Annotated in this window: 17 protein-coding genes and 1 tRNA gene; 11 read left to right on the top strand and 7 right to left on the bottom strand. The window is 66.4% G+C overall.

Annotated features, from left to right (window positions below):
- Nucleotides 1-30: 30 nt before the first annotated feature.
- The 3 genes from J0J06_RS06065 (at nucleotide 31) to J0J06_RS06055 (ending at nucleotide 2784) form a co-directional block, all read left to right on the top strand.
- On the top strand, nucleotides 31-153 hold the full coding sequence (locus tag J0J06_RS06065; protein ID WP_294040420.1) for a hypothetical protein: 123 nt from the start codon (nucleotides 31-33) through the stop codon (nucleotides 151-153).
- Nucleotides 150-2081, top strand: a complete 1932-nt coding sequence (locus J0J06_RS06060; RefSeq protein WP_294040419.1) for a heme lyase CcmF/NrfE family subunit — start codon at nucleotides 150-152, stop codon at nucleotides 2079-2081. Before J0J06_RS06065 ends, J0J06_RS06060 begins: the two co-directional genes overlap by 4 nt.
- A 73-nt stretch (nucleotides 2082-2154) precedes the next feature.
- On the top strand, nucleotides 2155-2784 hold the full coding sequence (locus tag J0J06_RS06055) for a hypothetical protein (protein ID WP_294040418.1): 630 nt from the start codon (nucleotides 2155-2157) through the stop codon (nucleotides 2782-2784).
- 2 nt (nucleotides 2785-2786) lie between these two features.
- Here the strand turns inward: J0J06_RS06055 and J0J06_RS06050 are convergent, their stop codons facing one another.
- Both J0J06_RS06050 and ald read right to left on the bottom strand, forming a co-directional pair.
- Nucleotides 2787-3101: a hypothetical protein gene (locus J0J06_RS06050; RefSeq protein ID WP_294040417.1), complete on the bottom strand. Its 315-nt coding sequence runs from the start codon at nucleotides 3099-3101 to the stop codon at nucleotides 2787-2789.
- A 48-nt stretch (nucleotides 3102-3149) separates the two neighbouring features.
- Nucleotides 3150-4256 (bottom strand): alanine dehydrogenase, encoded by a 1107-nt coding sequence (ald, locus tag J0J06_RS06045; protein ID WP_294040416.1) that lies wholly within the window; start codon nucleotides 4254-4256, stop codon nucleotides 3150-3152.
- Between the two features lie 124 nt (nucleotides 4257-4380).
- Between ald and J0J06_RS06040 the strand changes: the two genes are divergently transcribed.
- The 4 genes from J0J06_RS06040 to J0J06_RS06025 all read left to right on the top strand — a co-directional run bounded on the left by J0J06_RS06040 (nucleotide 4381) and on the right by J0J06_RS06025 (nucleotide 7641).
- A complete protein-coding gene (locus tag J0J06_RS06040) occupies nucleotides 4381-4824 on the top strand; it encodes an Lrp/AsnC family transcriptional regulator (protein WP_294040415.1) in 444 nt (147 codons plus the stop codon).
- Between the two features lie 105 nt (nucleotides 4825-4929).
- Entirely contained in the window at nucleotides 4930-6870 is a 1941-nt protein-coding gene (locus J0J06_RS06035; protein ID WP_294040414.1) for a potassium transporter Kup, read from the top strand.
- Between the two features lie 141 nt (nucleotides 6871-7011).
- Nucleotides 7012-7509, top strand: coding sequence for a 2'-5' RNA ligase family protein (locus tag J0J06_RS06030; RefSeq protein WP_294040413.1), 498 nt, complete (start codon nucleotides 7012-7014; stop codon nucleotides 7507-7509).
- A gap of 55 nt (nucleotides 7510-7564) precedes the next feature.
- A tRNA-Met gene (locus J0J06_RS06025) sits at nucleotides 7565-7641 on the top strand.
- Between the two features lie 193 nt (nucleotides 7642-7834).
- Here J0J06_RS06025 and J0J06_RS06020 read toward each other — a convergent pair.
- A complete protein-coding gene (locus J0J06_RS06020; RefSeq protein ID WP_294040412.1) occupies nucleotides 7835-8704 on the bottom strand; it encodes a CoA ester lyase in 870 nt (289 codons plus the stop codon).
- Nucleotides 8705-8764: 60 nt separating this feature from the next.
- Between J0J06_RS06020 and J0J06_RS06015 the strand changes: the two genes are divergently transcribed.
- Complete coding sequence (locus J0J06_RS06015; protein ID WP_294040411.1) at nucleotides 8765-9961, top strand: acetyl-CoA C-acyltransferase; 1197 nt, start codon at nucleotides 8765-8767, stop codon at nucleotides 9959-9961.
- Nucleotide 9962: 1 nt separating this feature from the next.
- Here the strand turns inward: J0J06_RS06015 and J0J06_RS06010 are convergent, their stop codons facing one another.
- The gene (locus J0J06_RS06010) at nucleotides 9963-10988 is read right to left on the bottom strand and encodes an alpha/beta hydrolase (RefSeq protein WP_294040410.1); all 1026 of its coding nucleotides are present in this window, start codon (nucleotides 10986-10988) and stop codon (nucleotides 9963-9965) included.
- 145 nt (nucleotides 10989-11133) lie between these two features.
- Between J0J06_RS06010 and trxB the strand changes: the two genes are divergently transcribed.
- Nucleotides 11134-12102 carry a thioredoxin-disulfide reductase gene (gene trxB / locus J0J06_RS06005; protein ID WP_294040409.1) on the top strand — a complete coding sequence of 323 codons (969 nt, stop codon included), beginning with the start codon at nucleotides 11134-11136 and terminating at the stop codon, nucleotides 12100-12102.
- Nucleotide 12103: 1 nt separating this feature from the next.
- Here trxB and J0J06_RS06000 read toward each other — a convergent pair whose 3' ends face one another.
- Genes J0J06_RS06000 through J0J06_RS05990 form a run of 3 tightly spaced genes read right to left on the bottom strand, consistent with a single transcriptional unit; the run spans nucleotide 12104 to nucleotide 13820 of the window.
- Nucleotides 12104-12868 (bottom strand): hydrolase 1, exosortase A system-associated, encoded by a 765-nt coding sequence (locus J0J06_RS06000; protein WP_294040408.1) that lies wholly within the window; start codon nucleotides 12866-12868, stop codon nucleotides 12104-12106.
- Nucleotides 12856-13548 (bottom strand): hypothetical protein, encoded by a 693-nt coding sequence (locus tag J0J06_RS05995; RefSeq protein ID WP_294040407.1) that lies wholly within the window; start codon nucleotides 13546-13548, stop codon nucleotides 12856-12858. Before J0J06_RS05995 ends, J0J06_RS06000 begins: the two co-directional genes overlap by 13 nt.
- Nucleotides 13545-13820, bottom strand: a complete 276-nt coding sequence (locus tag J0J06_RS05990) for an acyl carrier protein (RefSeq protein WP_294040406.1) — start codon at nucleotides 13818-13820, stop codon at nucleotides 13545-13547. Before J0J06_RS05990 ends, J0J06_RS05995 begins: the two co-directional genes overlap by 4 nt.
- A 79-nt stretch (nucleotides 13821-13899) precedes the next feature.
- Here J0J06_RS05990 and J0J06_RS05985 point away from each other — a divergent pair, with 79 nt between their 5' ends.
- Together J0J06_RS05985 and J0J06_RS05980 are read left to right on the top strand one after the other, a co-directional pair.
- Nucleotides 13900-15387, top strand: coding sequence for an AMP-binding protein (locus J0J06_RS05985; RefSeq protein ID WP_294040405.1), 1488 nt, complete (start codon nucleotides 13900-13902; stop codon nucleotides 15385-15387).
- A complete protein-coding gene (locus J0J06_RS05980; RefSeq protein ID WP_294040404.1) occupies nucleotides 15384-16595 on the top strand; it encodes a pyridoxal-dependent decarboxylase, exosortase A system-associated in 1212 nt (403 codons plus the stop codon). Before J0J06_RS05985 ends, J0J06_RS05980 begins: the two co-directional genes overlap by 4 nt.
- Nucleotides 16596-16671 lie beyond the last annotated feature (76 nt).

Raw genomic sequence — 16671 nt, 5'->3', positions numbered from 1 at the left:
GCGCAAATCTTCGCCTATCCGCCGTTGATCGTGCCCAGCCTAACCCCCTTCGCGAATCCCGCGTGTTTCCAGTGGCTCGAGAAGCTTGAAGAGAAGTATCGGCCGCCCGAACTTGCGGGCAAGCTGCACGAAATCGGGTCGTTGAAGCAATGATCGCCGAGGCAGGGCTTGCCGCGCTGTGGCTGGCAGCGGCCATGGCAGCGTTGCAGCTGCTGCTAGCGGCGAATGTCGTCTACAGCGGTCGGGAGGAGATGGTCCGCGCCATCCGCCCGGTCGCGATCGCGCAGGGGTTCCTCGTCGCGCTGGCGATGCTGTGCCTGATCCTGGCGTTCGCGCGCAGCGACATGTCGGTGAAGCTGGTCGTGGAGAACAGCCATTCGGCCAAGCCGATGCTGTACAAGCTGGCCGGTGCGTGGGGGAACCATGAGGGCTCGATGCTGCTCTGGGTGACGATCCTGGGGCTGGCGGGCGCGGCGGTGGCGGTGTTCGAGCGGCGTCTCGATCAGCGGACGCTGAGCGCGACGATCGGCGCACAGGCGCTGATCGCGACGGGGTTCTACGCGTTCCTGCTGATCGCTTCCAACCCGTTCGCCCGGGTGTTTCCGGCGCCGGCGGACGGGCAGGGCCTCAACCCGCTGCTGCAGGACCCGGGTTTGGCGTTCCATCCGCCGACGCTCTACATCGGCTATGTCGGGATTTCAGTCGCGTTTTCGTTCGCGGTCGGGGCTCTGGTGACGCGCGAGGTCGGGCCGGCGTTCGCGCGGGCGATGCGGCCCTGGGTGCTGGGAGCGTGGGTGTTCCTAACGCTGGGCATCACCGCGGGCAGCTACTGGGCCTATTACGAGCTCGGCTGGGGCGGTTGGTGGTTTTGGGACCCGGTCGAGAATGCCAGCCTTATGCCCTGGCTGGCCGCGACGGCGCTGCTCCATTCGGTCAGCGTGCTGGCGACGCGCGACGGTTTGCGCGCGTGGACGATCATGCTGGCGGTGGTTGCATTCAGCATGAGCATGATCGGGACGTTCCTGGTGCGGTCGGGCATCCTGACCAGCGTCCATGCCTTTGCGGTCGATCCGGAGCGTGGGGCGTTCATCCTGGCGCTACTCGCGATCTATATCGGCGGGGCGCTGGCGTTGTTTGCGCTCAGGGTCGGTACGGTGCGGCAGGGGAACGTGTTCGCGCCCTTGAGCCGCGAGGGTGCGCTGGTGGTCAACAATCTGCTGCTATCGGTGATCCTGGGGATCGTGCTGATCGGTACGCTCTATCCGATCGTCGCGGCGGGGATGGGCGTGCAATTGTCGGTCGGCAAGCCGTTCTTCGACAAGGCCACTGGGCCGATCGCGCTGGTGCTGGTGGTGTTCATGGCGGCCGGGCCGCTGTTGCGCTGGCGGCGGGATCAGGCGAATGCCTTGTTCAAGCGGATGACGTGGCCCGTCGCGGGGTTCGGCGCGGCGCTGATCGTCCTGGTGCCGTTCGCCTGGGGGATCGGCGTGCTGCCGCTGCTCGGGCTGGCGCTGGCGGCAGGGCTGGCGGTGGCGAGCGTCGCGCCATTGTGGGGGCGCAATCTGCGCCGCACGCCGTTGTTCACCTGGGGCATGGTGGTCGCGCACCTCGGCATCGCGGTCAGCCTGGCCGGCATGGCGAGCGACAGTGCCTTCACTAAGGAACGGTTGGTGGTGGCCCGAATCGGGGAGGCGCACGCTGTCGGGCCGTATTGGGTGCGGTTGAAGGGGCTGCGGCCGGTAATGGGGCCGAATTGGTCGGCGATCGCCGCCGATCTCAGTATTACGCGCGGTCAGAACGGCGCGCCGTTCACCCTGTCGCCGCAAGCGCGCTATTTCTCCGACCCGCCGACCAATACGAACGAGTCCGCCATCTCGACACGGATCGACGGGCAGCTTTACACCGTGCTCGGCCAGCGCGACCCGAGCGGCGGGTATCAATTGCGATTGTGGTGGAAGCCGTTCGTGACGTTCATCTGGCTTGGCGGGGCGATGGTCGCGCTGGGCGGCGCGCTGTCGCTGATCGGGCGCGTGCGGCGCGGTCGGCCGCGCGTGGTCGCCGACGAGGACTATTACGGGTGATACGGGCGCGGATCGTGTTGCTGGTCGGCGGCGCTGCTGTCGCGCGGTTGAGCTTCCGCCGGAGGGACGGCTGATGGGCTGGGTAATGCTCGCGCTGATCGTGGTGACGACGGCGGCGTTGCTCGTCGTACTGCGCGTGCCGCGGTTGCTGTGGTCGCTGGTCGGGTCGATGCTGATGCTCGGCGCCGCGGGCTATGCTCGGCAGGGTCAGCCGTTGACCGGCGGGCAACCGGTAAAGGCGCAGAGCGTCAAGCTGCCGGTCGATCCGGCTTACAAGGCGATGCGCGACGCACTGTTCGGGCGGTTCGGTGGCGAGTCGATGTATTTCGGTATTTCGGACGTCGCGCTCGCCGACGGCAAGACCGAGTTCGCCGCTCGCGTCGTCACCGGCGGTGTCGATTATGCGCCGAAGAACCCCGCGTTGTGGAGTGAACTCGGCAACGTCATCGCGCTCCATGACAACGTCGTCTCGCCGGCATCGCTCTTTGCCTACCAACAGGCGATGCGCCTCGCGCCCGACCATCCCGGGCCGCCCTTTTTCCTCGGCTGGGCCTATGTGCGGGCGGGGCAGCTAGCGGAAGCGCGGCCTTTCTGGGTGCGCGCGCTCAAGCTGACGCCGCCGAACGCGAGTTATCGCGGCGACATCGCCAAGCGACTGGCAATACTCGACGCCTATCTGGTCCAGGCGAACGCCAGGCCCTGACTCTATTGCTCGTGGTCCGCCGCGGCGCCGCCAGTGCCGCTGTTCGGCGGGACCGACGATCCGGTATCCGACATCGCTGGGGGCGGGGTGCTCGACGGCGAAGCGGCGGGTGTCGGTATGGGGGCCGGTGCCGACGCCGGGCTGATCTTGTCGAGCCCGGCGCGAACATAGGTCACGCCGTTGACCGTCACCGAATCGGGGACGACTTCAGGCGCTGATGCGTTGGCGGTGGATGCGGTGTTCGCATCGGCCGTTCCGCTGGCTTTGCACCCCGCCAGCAGGACCGGCGCGGCGGCGATCAGGATCATCGATTTCATCGGAGTCCCTCCGTTCCAGCGCAATCATAACCGCCGTCGCGGTGCGGCTCAACCGTTCCATGCCTCATAGGGCAAGTCGAGATCGTCGGCGACCGCCTTGAACGCGATCTTGCCCTTGTAGACGTTGAGGCCGGCCGCAAGGTGCGGATTAGCCTTCATCGCCGCTTCCGCCCCCAGGTTCGCGAGTTGCAGCGCGAAGGGCAGGGTGGCGTTGTTGAGCGCGAATGCAGACGTCCGCGCGACCGCGCCGGGCATGTTGGCGACGCAATAGTGGATCACGCCGTCGACTTCGAACACCGGGTCCTCGTGCGTCGTCGCGTGACTAGTCTCGAAGCAGCCGCCCTGGTCGATCGCGATGTCGACCAGCACCGAACCGCGCTGCATCGTCTTGATCATCTCGCGCGTGACGAGCTTGGGCGCCGCCGCGCCGGGGACCAGCACCGCGCCGATCACCAGATTGGCGTGCTTCACGGCTTCGGCGATCGCTGCTTTCGACGCGAATTCGGTCTTGATCTGCGACGAGAAGAACATGTCGAGTTCGGCGAGCCGATCGTTCGAAATGTCGTAGATCGTGACATCGGCGCGCATGCCGACCGCCATCTGCGCAGCGTTGACGCCCGAAATGCCGCCGCCAAGAATAGCGACCTTGGCCGGGGCCACGCCGGGCACGCCGCCGAGCAGCACGCCGCGGCCGCCCTGTTCCTTTTCGAGATAGTGCGCGCCGACCTGGACCGACATGCGGCCTGCGACTTCGGACATCGGCTTGAGCAGCGGGAGCCCGCCCTTGCGGTCGGTGACGGTCTCGTAGGCGATGCACGTCGCGCCGGACTTCATCAAGCCCTCGGCCTGTGGCTTGTCGGCGGCGAGGTGGAGGTAGGTGAACAGCAGATGATGGGGCTTGAGCATCGCGATCTCGCTCTGCTGCGGTTCCTTGACCTTCACGATCATCTCGGCCTGATCGAACACTTCCTGCGCGGTACCGACGATGCGCGCGCCCGCGTCGGTATAGGCGCTGTCGGCGAAGTCGATGCCGCTGCCGGCCTTGGTCTCGACGATCACTTCGTGACCGGCATGCACCAGCTCGGCGACGGACGCCGGGGTCAGGCCGACACGATATTCGTGGTTCTTGATTTCCTTGGGGACACCGACTCGCATGAAATCTCTCCTCTTGATTGTCGCGGGAATACAGCCAGAAGGGCGGGAGAGGTTCGCAAAATTATCCGCGATGATGCCTGTTGGCGGGAAATCCTTGCGCCATTACATTCGTGAGTGAGAAAAAATGCTCGATGCCCTGGACCGCAGGATTCTCGGTCAGCTCGTCACCAACTCGGATCTTACCAGCGCGGAACTGGGCGAGAAGGTGGGCCTGTCGGGCAGCGCGGCGCATCGCCGGGTCGGTTCGTTGCGCGAACGGGGCCTAATCGCGGGATTCCGCGCGGTACTGTCGCGCGAGGCGCGGGGGCATCCCAGCGTCGTGATGGTCAACGTCACGTTGCGCGATCAACGCCAGGAAACGATGGCCGAATTCGAGAAGGAAATCGCGGAATGTCCGCAAGTGCGCGACTGTTTCCTGATGAGCGGCGAAGCCGATTATATGCTCCACGTCGAGGTGACTCGCGACGACAGTTTCGAGCGAATCCATCGCGAGACGCTATCGCGGTTGCCGGGAGTCACTCGGCTCGCGTCGCATTTCGTCATCCGCGAAGTGCTCCGGCGGCCATGACCGGGCATTCACTCGCCCGTTGCGGGCCGTGCCGCCTGATGCTAACGGACCGCCACCGTAAACAGGGGCTTACACGGTCGTCATGACCCTCCCATCGGCCGCGCGATGAGCGCCGCCAATCCCTCCGTATCGACTTCGCCGACCCCGCCCGCGATCGACGCGCCGGACGGGCATGGGCACGGCCATGGCAATGACGGCATCCTCAAGCTGGCGATCGGCGCGATCGGCATCGTGTTCGGCGACATCGGCACCAGCCCGCTCTATGCGTTTCGCGAGACCTTCAACGGTCACCACAAGCTGAGCCTCGACCCGGCGCACATCATGGGCGTCACCAGCCTGATGTTCTGGTCGATGATGATCGTCGTAACGGTCAAATATGTCGCGATCATCATGCGCGCCGATAACAAGGGAGAGGGGGGCAGTCTGGCGCTGCTCGCCTTGATCTCGCGCACCGCAGGCAACAAGCGATGGACTGCGGGGATCGTCCTGCTCGGCGTGTTCGCGACGTCGCTGTTCTATGGCGATTCGATGATCACCCCGGCGGTGTCGGTGCTGTCGGCCGTAGAGGGTCTGGCCGTCGCGCAGCCGGGCATGGCGCATTTCGTGCTGCCGATCGTGATCGGCATCCTGATCTTCCTGTTCCTGATCCAGAAAAGCGGCACCGCGAAGGTGGGGCTGTTCTTCGGGCCGATCATGCTGACCTATTTCGCGGTGATCGCGACGCTGGGTGTCATCAGCGTCGCCGCGACCCCGGGCGTGCTATGGGCCTTCTCTCCGCATTACGCGGTCGAGTTCTTCCTGCTCGATCCGCATCGCGCGTTCCTGGCGCTCGGGTCGGTCGTGCTCGCGGTGACGGGTGCGGAGGCGCTCTACGCCGATATGGGGCATTTCGGGCGCAAGCCGATCGGCATGTCGTGGCTGTTCTTCGTGCTGCCCGCGCTGATCCTCAATTATATGGGGCAGGCGGCGCTGCTGACTCGCGACGGAGCGCCCGCGCTCGAAAGCCCGTTCTATCTGCTCGCGCCCGACTATCTCCAGCTTCCGCTCGTGTTGCTGGCGACCGCCGCCGCGGTGATCGCGTCGCAGGCGGTGATTTCGGGCGCTTTTTCAGTGACGCAACAGGCGATCCAGCTCGGTTTCGTGCCGCGCCTGCGCATCGAACATACCAGCGCGTCGACCGCGGGACAGATCTACATTCCGCTGATCAACTGGCTGCTGCTGACCATGGTCATCCTTCTGGTGCTGTTCTTCCGCACCTCGTCCAACCTGACCAGCGCTTATGGCATCGCGGTGACGGGGGCGATGACGATCGACACCTGCCTGCTCGGCGTCGTGCTGTTCCGGTTGTGGCACTGGCCGAAATGGGCGGCGATCCCGCTGCTCAGCGTCTTTTTCCTAGTTGACGGTGCGTACCTTGCGGCCAACTTGACCAAGATTCCCGACGGAGGCTGGTTCCCCTTGCTGGTCGGTCTGATCGTGTTCACGATCCTGACGACGTGGGCGAAGGGGCGTCAGCTGATGATGGCGCGGCTGCGCGAGGCCGCGATGCCGATCAAGGTGTTCATTTCGTCCGCCGCGACCCATGCCAGCCGCGTGCCCGGCACCGCCGTGTTCATGACGTCCAGCGCCGACGGCGTGCCGCACGCGCTGCTCCACAACCTAAAGCACAACAAAGTGCTGCACGAACGCATCATCCTGTTGACCGTGAAGATCGTCGATGTCCCGTACTACCCGGCGGCCGAGCGTGTGCATCTCGATCATTTGGGCCACGGATTCCATCGCGTCGTCCTCAAATACGGCTTTATGGAGGAGGCGGACGTGCCCGCCGCGCTGGGCCTCGTCACTGGATGCGGCGACAAGTTCAAGATGATGGACACCAGCTTCTTCCTGGCGCGGCAGACGCTGCTGCCCTCGTCCAAGCCGGGGATGGCGATTTGGCGCGAGAAGCTGTTCGCGTGGATGCTGAGGAACGCCGAAAGCGCGATGGAGTTCTTCCGCCTGCCGACCAACCGCGTGGTCGAGCTGGGGAGCCAGGTCGAGATTTGACGGGGCGGCGTATCTTCCAATTTCGTCATCCCCGCGAAAGCGGGGACCCATCTCCTACGCAATCCATCGCCACAACCGATTTTAGCGGTGATGGCCTGAGAGATGGGGCCCCGCTTTCGCGGGGATGACGGTCGTATGGAGATGGCGCCCATAATCGTCACGGCGTTGCTCGGCGGCGAGGATCAGGCGTGGTTCGACCGGCAGCGGCAGGCGCATTTCCCGCCCGAGCGCAATTTCCTGAGCGCACACCTGACGATTTTCCATCATTTGCCGCCGTCGCTGGAAAGCGAAGTGCGGCAGCGTCTTGGCGACGCGGCGCGGGAAGGAGCGCCCAAGGGACACGTTGCCTCACTGATCCCGCTGGGGAGGGGCGTGGCCTATCGCATCGATAGCCCGGGGCTGGAAGGCGTCAGAGAATATCTGGCCGACATCTGGTCGGGAGTACTGACGCCGCAGGACGCCGCGCCTTGGCGGGCGCACATCACGATCCAGAACAAGGTTGAACCGCCTGTGGCCAAAGCACTGCTGACCGAATTGCAGGCCGATTTCCGCCCGCGCCCCTTAAAGATCACCGGTTATGCCGCCTGGTGGTATCGCGGCGGGCCGTGGGAGCCGCTGTCGCGCCATATGTGCGCTTGACCGCCTATGGAGCGCTACCTATAGCCCGCCGCTCGCGGCAACGCGGGCCTTTCGGGGCGGAGTAGCTCAGCTGGTTAGAGCACGGGAATCATAATCCTGGGGTCGGGGGTTCAAGTCCCTCCTCCGCTACCATTTGCAATCCAATCAGGTTTGCATCTCGCCCAGTTTCGGCGCGACACAATAGCCGTCATTCGGTCGCCATGTGCCTTCCGCCATACGGCAAGCCTCTTTCGCCGTTTCCCCGCGCCACCACCATCCCGCGAAAAATCCAGCGCTGGCGATCACGGCGAATGCGACAATAGCGATCAGGCCCCTTCGCATCGTTTTACCGCCGCATCGCCAGCACGGCCTGCGCGCGTTTCAGGTGCGGCATGTCGAGCATCGCGCCGTTCAGCCCGACCGTACCCGCGCCGGGATTGGCGGCGAACGCGGCGACGACGGCTTCGGCGTGCGCGATCTCGTCGGCGGTAGGGGAGAAGGCGGCGTTGATCCCCGGCACCTGATCGGGATGGATCGCCAGCATCCCGCGGAAACCCGCACGGCGGGCGGCGCGCGCCATCTTTTCCAGGCCAGCGGCGTCGCGGAAGTCGCCGTAGATCGTCTCGATCGCGCTGACGCCCGCCGCTGCGGCGCCGGTCAGGCAGAGGGTGCGGAATACCTGATAGGGGAAGTCATACTCGCCGTCGTCGCCACGGTTGCTCGTCGCGCCGAGCGCGGTCGCGCTGTCCTCCGCGCCCCAGCTCAAACCCGCGAGACGCGGGCAGCCGGCATAATTGCCGACATCGAACACACCCGCCGCGGTCTCGGTCGCGAGCACGCACACCGGGATACCGCCAAGCGGCAGGCCGGCCGCCGTCTCGAGTGCTTCGAGGTAGCGGTTCAGCGCCTCCGCGTCGGCGCGAGTCGCCTTTGGCAGCATGACGCCATCGGGCCGCGAGGCCACGATCGCCGCGAGATCGGGCAGCGCGTGCGGCGTGTCGAGCGGGTTGATCCGCACCCAGTGCGGCTGGCGGCGATCCGCGGTCTCGAGGTGCTGCGCGACCGCAACCCGCGCCGCTGGCTTGGCGCTTTCGGCGACGGCATCCTCGAGGTCGATGATGACGAGGTCGGCGGCGCTCAGGCCGGCCTTTTCGAGCTTGCGGGGGGAGTCGCCGGGGGCGAACAACAGCGAGCGGGCGGTGAGCGGTTCGGTCATGCGCGCAATGTGGCCGAGAGCGCGACGACGCGCTAGTGGGTCGCAAACGAGGAGAATCCCATGCGTGAAGCCGTGATCGTTTCCACCGCCCGGACGGGCATCGGCAAAGCCGGCCGGGGCTATTTCAATGCGACCGAGGCGCCGGTGATGGGCGCGCACGTAATGAACGCGGCGGTGGAGCGGGCGGGGATCGACCCGGCGCGGATCGACGACGTGTTCTACGGCGCGGGCAACGAGTGGGGGACGCAAGGCTATAACGTCGCGCGCAACACGATCTTCGCGGCCGGGCTGCCGACCAGCGTGCCGGCCTTTACGCTTGATCGAAAGTGCGGATCGGGCCTGACCGCGATCGCGCTCGCGGCGCGCGGGATCATGTGCGACGAGCTCGACGTGGCGTTGGCGGGCGGCATGGAATCGATCACGCTGACGATGAAGCAGGCCCCGGCGCCGTACCAGAACGCGTCCGTCATCGCGAAGAAGCCCTACGCCTATATGCCGATGATCGAAACCGCCGAGGTGGTGGCGGAGCGGTACGGCATCAGCCGCGCGGCGCAGGACGAGTTCGCCGCGATGAGCCAGCAGCGCGCGTTCGACGGGCTGGCGAAGGGGGCGTTCGCCGAGGAGATCGTGCCGATCACGGTCGAGAAGGCTACCTTCGACAAGGAAGGCAACCAGACGGGCACCGAACAGGTCACGGTGACGCAGGACGAGGGCATTCGCGGCGGGACGACGACCGAGATCCTCTCTGGTCTGCGCACCGTGTTCAAGGACGGCCTGGTGATCAAGGAAGGCAAGTACATCACCGCCGGCAACGCCTCGCAACTGTCGGACGGCGCCGCCGCGCAGATCCTGATGGAGCGCAAGGCGGCGGAGTCCGAGGGCAAGGACATTCTCGGCATCTATCGCGGGTTCCAGGTCGCGGGGTGCGAACCCGACGAGATGGGCATCGGCCCCGTGTTCGCGATCCCCAAGCTGCTCAAGCGCGCGGGGCTGAGCATCGGGGACATCGGCCTGTGGGAAATCAATGAGGCGTTCGCGTCGCAATGCCTGTATTGCCGCGACGAACTCGGGATCGATCCCGCCAAGCTCAACGTCAACGGCGGCGCGATCGCGGTCGGGCACCCGTTCGGCATGACCGGCAGCCGCCTGGTCGGCCACGCGCTGATCGAAGGCCGCAAGCGCGGCGTGCAATACGTCGTCGTCTCGATGTGCACCGCCGGCGGCATGGGCGCGGCGGGGTTGTTCGAAATTCCCTGACCTACAGCACCCCGATCGCCTTCATCCACCGCTCGACCAGCAGCGGCCATTCACCCACCGGCTGGTCCTTCTTGCGCAGGCCGAAGGCGTGGCCGCCCTTGGCGAACAGGTGCATTTCGACGGATGCGCCCGCTTTGTCGAGCGCGCTCGCGTACATCAGGCTGTTGCAGATCGGGTCGACCGGGTCGTCCCACGCCTGCGCGATGAAGGTGGGTGGCGCGTTCTTGGCGATCGGTAGCGAGGGGTCGAACGTCGTGCCCTCGTTACGGCAGATGTGGCCCGGATAGAGCGCGACGGCGAAATCGGGGCGGCTGCTGATCTGGTCGATCGCATCGACGGGTTTGTACGTCGGTTTGAGAATGTTGCTGGTCTGGGCGACGAGATAGCCGCCCGCGGAAAAGCCCATCACCCCGATCTTGTTCGGATCGATATTGAGCTCCTTTGCCTTAGATCGCACCAGCCGGATCGTACGCTGCGCGTCCTGCAGCGCGCGTGGTATGCCGGGCGTGATTTGGCGCTTGAGGTCCTTGTCCCAATAGTCGTTGCCGCCGGGCGCGCGGTATTTGGAAACGATGCAAGTGATGCCCCGCTCAACCAGCCAGTTGCAGATTTCGGTGCCTTCCAGGTCGATGAACACCATTTGGAACCCGCCGCCGGGAAAGACGATGACTGCGGTGCCGGTATTGCGGCCCTTGGGCGGGATTACGGTCAGTGTCGGAGTCGCGATGTCGAGCACAGCCTGCGACTTGCCGCCATATTCCGGCGGCTCCTTGAACGTCAGCAGGCTTTCCGGCCCCTGCGGCTTGAAGGTGCCATCGGGCGGGCTGCCGGGCCAAATGGGCGTCTGGATAAGGCCAGGGGCGGGTTGCCAGACCCCAGTGCTGCGCACGGCGGGAGAATCGGCAGTTGAAGGAGCGGCCAGCGCTGGCGCTGGGGTCGGCTTGGCCGTCGCCGGTGCCTTCTCAGTGCTACACGCCGCGTTGGCCAGCGCGACAAGACCGAAGAGAGCCAATGACAGGCGACGCACGCGATTCTCCCCGATAAAGCGGAGGGATAAGCATCTTGCCGCGCTTGAGGCGATGCAAGCTTTTCTCCTGTGGCACCAACCTTGTTGTGGATAAGCCGCGCGCCACATTTGCACCCGACGGGCCTTCGCCCTTAGGACGCACTCCATGACCACGCATACCACTCGCATGCTCATCCTCGGTTCCGGTCCGGCCGGCCTCAGCGCGGCGATCTATGGCGCGCGCGCCGGGCTGTCGCCGATCGTCGTGCAGGGCATCCAGCCGGGCGGCCAGCTGACCACCACCACCGATGTCGAGAACTATCCCGGTTTCCGCGAGATCATCCAGGGCCCGTGGCTGATGCAGGAAATGCAGGCGCAGGCCGAACATGTCGGCACGCGGATGATGTGGGACACGATCGTCGAGGTCGATCTGACCCGCCGCCCGTTCCGGCTCGTCGGCGATGGTGGCGACATTTACGAGGGCGACGTGCTGGTGATCGCGACGGGCGCGCAGGCCAAGTGGCTGGGGCTCGACAGCGAGGAAGCGTTGAAGGGCAAGGGCGTCAGCGCGTGCGCGACATGCGATGGCTTCTTCTACCGCGGCAAGAAGGTCGCGGTGATCGGCGGCGGCAATACCGCGGTTGAGGAGGCGCTGTACCTGACCAACCATTCGCCCGACGTGACGTTGATCCACCGCCGCGATTCGCTGCGCGCGGAGAAGATCCTGCAGGAGCGGCTTCACGCAAACGAGCGGATCAGGGTGATCTGGAACAAGGAAGTCGAGAGCTTCGTCGATGGCGGGGGCACGTCCGGGCTGGTCGCGCTCGAACTGCGCGACACGGTGACGGGCGAATTGTCGCGGCTCGACGTCGAGGGCGGCTTTGTGGCCATCGGCCATCACCCGGCGACCGAATTGTTCCGCGGGCATCTGGAGCTAGATTCGGACCATTACATCAAGGTCGAGACCGGATCGACGCGGACCAGCGTACCCGGCGTGTTCGCGTGCGGCGACGTGATGGACAAGGTCTATCGCCAGGCCGTGACCGCGGCTGGGACCGGGTGCATGGCGGCGCTCGACGCCGAGCGGTTCCTGGCCGAGGCCGATTTCGAGAAGGTCGCCGAAGCGGCGGAATAGGCTAGCCGAGTGCCTCGCGGAGTTGCGCGGCGAGCCATTGCGCGTCGCCGGGCCGCGCGAAACTGTGGCTGTCGGTCGCGCATTCGCGCTTGTCCCCGCCATAGGGCCACAAACCGGCGAAACGCATCGCCGTATTGTCCCGGTTGGCGAGCAGGAAGCGGTGCGGCGTGTCGCCCAATGCCGTCGCCATCTGCTCGGCGATCGGGTTGCCGGGTTGCGGCGTTCCCTTCGAAACCTTGCGCAAGCCTTTGATCGCCTTGCCGATATTGATCCCACCTGTCGCCAGCCGCAGCCATTGTTTGGGGTCGCGCACGCGATCGGCATAGTGCGATCGGATCGCGTCGGCGGGGGGCATGCCGTCGTCTTCGTCGCCGATCCACGGATTCGCGAGCACCAGCGAGTCAATCCCCGCCGCGCGATGGAACAGCGCCAGCGCGGTCGCGGCGTCGCAATTGCCGAACCCGACGATGCGCTTCACATTCGGGGCGACGGTGCGGAACGCCTGCGCGGCGGCGGCGATGTCGGGGCCGCTTTCCGCATAGCCGTAATTCGCCCCTTCCGAATCGCCGATCCCCCTCCGGTCGAACCGGAACACCGGCACGCCGTCCGCCGCCAGTTCCGCCGCGAGCAGCGCCATGCCGCGATGCGCGCCGCAGCGGATCTCGTTGCCGCCGGAGACGATCAGCAGCCCGGTGCCACCCGCCGCGTCGTCGAGCGTGCCGGCGAGCGTGTCGCCCTCGCAGGGGAACCAGATCAGCTCGCGCATCGCGCGATCCAATCGGCGATGTCGTCGGCAAGGATGGTGGCGAGCGCGGCGTCGTCGCCAGGCTCGCTGCGGCGCCAGAGCGGCGCGCCTTCGACCTTGCGGTCGGCGACGGCGGGGTCGGTGTCGAGCCGCACCACGCGGACCAGCCCGTCGCGCACGCAATCGGCGGCGTTGAGGTCGCGGAGCAGGGGGCGGCTGATGCGGTTTCCGGCGATGGTGACGGGGCCGCCTTCGTCGCTCCATGCATCGAGATCGATCTCGACCGGCTCGCCGGCGGCCTGCGCCGTGCGGAAAAGTTCGCGGATCAGCGCTTCTCCTTTGGCCGGCGCGAGTTGCCAGCGGCTGACAACGTTCGCGTCGTGATCGACCAGCGCCCCGCCGCGCGTCGTAACGCTATGCACTTGTCGGCCAGTCGCCGCCGCCGCCGCCGCGAACGCCGTTCGCCAGCCCGCCAGCATGGCGTGTTCAGTCGCGACGGGGCTTTCATTCTGGCCGGGCAGATCGGGCAGCACGCCGCCGACGCCGCGATCGGCCAGTCTGCGCAACAGCCCGACCGCGAATGTGCGCGTGCGATTGGCTTCCTCGAACAGGGGCAGCGCGACCATCACGACCGGCCCGGTGGCGGGTCCGAAGCGGAGCATCGCCTCGCGCCCGCCGGCCCAGTCATAGGTGTCGTTCAATCCTTCACCTTGGATTGCGCGAACCGCCGGAGCGCGCCGAACGTCTCAAGCATCTCGCCGTCGACCTCGTCATCCTCGATCAGGATGCCGAGCCGGTCCTCGATTTCGGTCAGCACGCCCGCCACCGCCATCGAATCGAGCTCGGGCAGCGCGCCGAACAGCGGCGTTTCGTCGTCGAACGCGGCGACGCGAGCATCGCTGAGGGCGAGGACATCCTTGAGAACGGCGCGGACGGTCCGGTCGACCTTCGCGGCGGCATGGTGCTTGGTCATCGTGACGGCGCGGTAACGGCAAGCCGGCGGATTGGGAAGGGCGCTTGGGGCGGACGCCGTGTGCCGCTATCAGGGCGGCATGATCCCGCTCGACGCCGTGCCGCTGCCGATCGATCACCTGACGTTGCGGGGCAAGTCCGGCGATCCGGCGCTGGCGACTCGCGAAGGCGTGCTCGACTATGCCGGGTTGGAGGCGGCGGTCGGCGCGCTGGCGGCGTGGCTGGCGGGGCAGGGACTGGCGGCGGGCGATCGCGTCGCGACATGGCTGCCCAAAACGCGCCTTGCGTGCCTGATGCCGCTGGCGGCGGCGCGCGCGGGTTTCGTCCATGTGCCGGTAAATCCGCTACTCAAGGCATTGCAGGTACAGCATATTCTGGGCGACAGCGGCGCGCGGCTGCTGTTGACCCAGCCGGCGCGGGCGGAGACGCTGGCGTCGGGGGCGTGGCGCGTCGTGACCGACGATCCGCCGCTCGGCGGTAGCGTCATGCCGCCGTCGGATGCCGACCCCGATGCGCTGGCGGCGTTGCTATACACGTCGGGATCGACCGGACGACCCAAGGGCGTGATGCTCAGTCACGCCAATCTGTGGCTCGGCGCGATCAGCGTGGCGCATTACCTGAAACTGACGCCGCAAGACCGTGTGCTTGGCGTGCTGCCGCTCAGTTTCGATTATGGGCAGAACCAGTTGCTCTCGACCTGGGCGGCGGGGGCGTGCGTGGTGCCGTTCGATTATCTGCTGCCGCGTGACGTCTATCGCGCGATCGAGCGCGATCGGATCACGACGCTGGCCGGCGTGCCGCCGCTATGGGCGCAACTACTTGAGGTTACCCCGAAGGATATAGACGTAAGTAGTTTGAAACGAATTACCAATTCCGGCGGCACATTGACGCGGCGGCTGATCGACGGTCTGCGCGAACGTTTCCCGACAATGGACATCTACCCCATGTACGGCCTGACCGAGGCGTTCCGGTCGACCTATCTCGATCCGGCGCTGGTGGCCGACAACCCCGATTCGATCGGGCGCGCGATCCCGTTCGCCGAAGTGCTGGTCGTGCGCCCTGACGGCAGCGCCGCCGGGGCCGGCGAGGCGGGTGAAATGGTGCATGCCGGCCCGCTGGTCGCTCAAGGCTATTGGCGCGATCCGGAGCGCACGGCGGTACGGTTCAGGCCTGCCCCGGACTGGTCGGGGACGGGCGGCATGGCGGTATGGTCGGGCGACACTGTCGTCGCCGATGCCGACGGCTTACTGCGCTTCGTCGGACGCGACGACGAGATGATCAAATCGGCGGGCAACCGGATCAGTCCGACCGAGGTCGAGGAAGCCGTGATGGCGGGTGGCGAAACTGCGGAGGCGGTCGCGATCGGCGTGTCCGATGACAAGCTGGGGCAAGTGATCGTCGTCGTGGCGAAGGGGGACGGGTCGGCCGAGGACGCATTGCGTGAGCGCTTGCGCCGCGACCTGCCGAACTTCATGCAGCCGTCGCGCTACGTGTGGCGCGGCGAATTGCCGCGCAACGCCAACGGCAAGCTCGACCGCGCGGCACTCAAGGGGGAAGTGACGTCATGAAGCCGATGGGCGCGATCCCCGCCGAATTCCGCGAAGCGCCGCTCACGATCGGTGGACGGCCGGTGAGCGACTTCACCGCCCAGACGCCGGTGTTTGTCTATGACTTCGGAATGGTCGCCGGCCGGATTGAGCGGTTCCGGGCGGCGTTTCCCGTCGTCGATCTGCACTATGCGGTGAAGGCCAATCCGTTCGCGCCGATGCTGGCGGCGATGGCGCCGTTGGTGGATGGGTTCGACATCGCGTCGGGCGGCGAACTGGCGATGACCGACAACTTCGCGAATCAGCGCAGCTTCGCCGGGCCGGGCAAGCGCGACGCGGAATTGGAGATGGCGATCCGCGCCGGGGTGACGATCAACCTGGAATCGGCGGGAGAGGCGGACCGCGCGCTCGCCATAGCGGATCGCATCGGATTCACGCCCCGGCTGGCGGTGCGCGTAAACCCCGAATTCGAACTACGCGGATCGGGGATGCGAATGGGCGGGCGTGCCTCGCCGTTCGGGGTCGATGCGGAGCAAGTGCCGGCCCTGGTAAAGCGCATCATCGCGGCGGGTGCGGACTGGCGCGGCTTTCATATCTTCGCCGGGTCGCAAGCGCTCGACGTCGCCGCGATCATCGACAGCCAGGCGCATACGCTCGATCTCGCAGAGCGTCTGGCGAACGAGGCGGGAACCACGCCGCCGCTCGTCAATCTCGGCGGCGGGTTTGGCATTCCCTATTTTCCGGGCGAGACGCCCCTCTATGTCGAGGCGATCGGCGCGACGTTGATGCCGCGCCTTTCCGCGCTGCCCGAGACGCGTTTCGCGATTGAGCTGGGTCGCTGGCTGGTAGGCGAAGCGGGGGTGTATCTGACGCGCGTCGTCGATCGGAAGGAAAGCCGCGGTGAGACCTTTCTGGTGTGCGACGGCGGCCTCAATCATCAACTCGCGGCGACCGGAAATCTCGGCACCGTTGTCCGCCGGAATTATCCAGTCGCCGTCGCGACCGCCGAGGCCGGAACGCCGACCGAGACCGTCACCGTGGTCGGCCCCCTCTGCACCCCGCTCGACCGGCTCGCCGATCAGGTGGAATTGCCCGCGGCCCGCCCGGGTGACGTCATCGCGGTGTTCATGGCGGGGGCCTATGGCCTGAGCGCCAGCCCGGTCGATTTTCTCGGCCACGCCCGGCCCGCCGAGTTCCTGACCGGCGACACCCAGATTCCCCGAGCATAGTCCTAACGCTATCTTTACCCCCGTCGGCCCATAGCCGCCGCTGAAAGTCTGCGCGCGCCGGAAGTGACGTCACCGG

It is taken from the genome of Sphingomonas sp., assembly GCF_017304615.1.
Taxonomy (GTDB): domain Bacteria; phylum Pseudomonadota; class Alphaproteobacteria; order Sphingomonadales; family Sphingomonadaceae; genus Sphingomonas.
The sequence above is the reverse complement of the archived record's forward strand: the minus strand, read 5'-3'. Positions and strand labels throughout refer to the sequence as shown.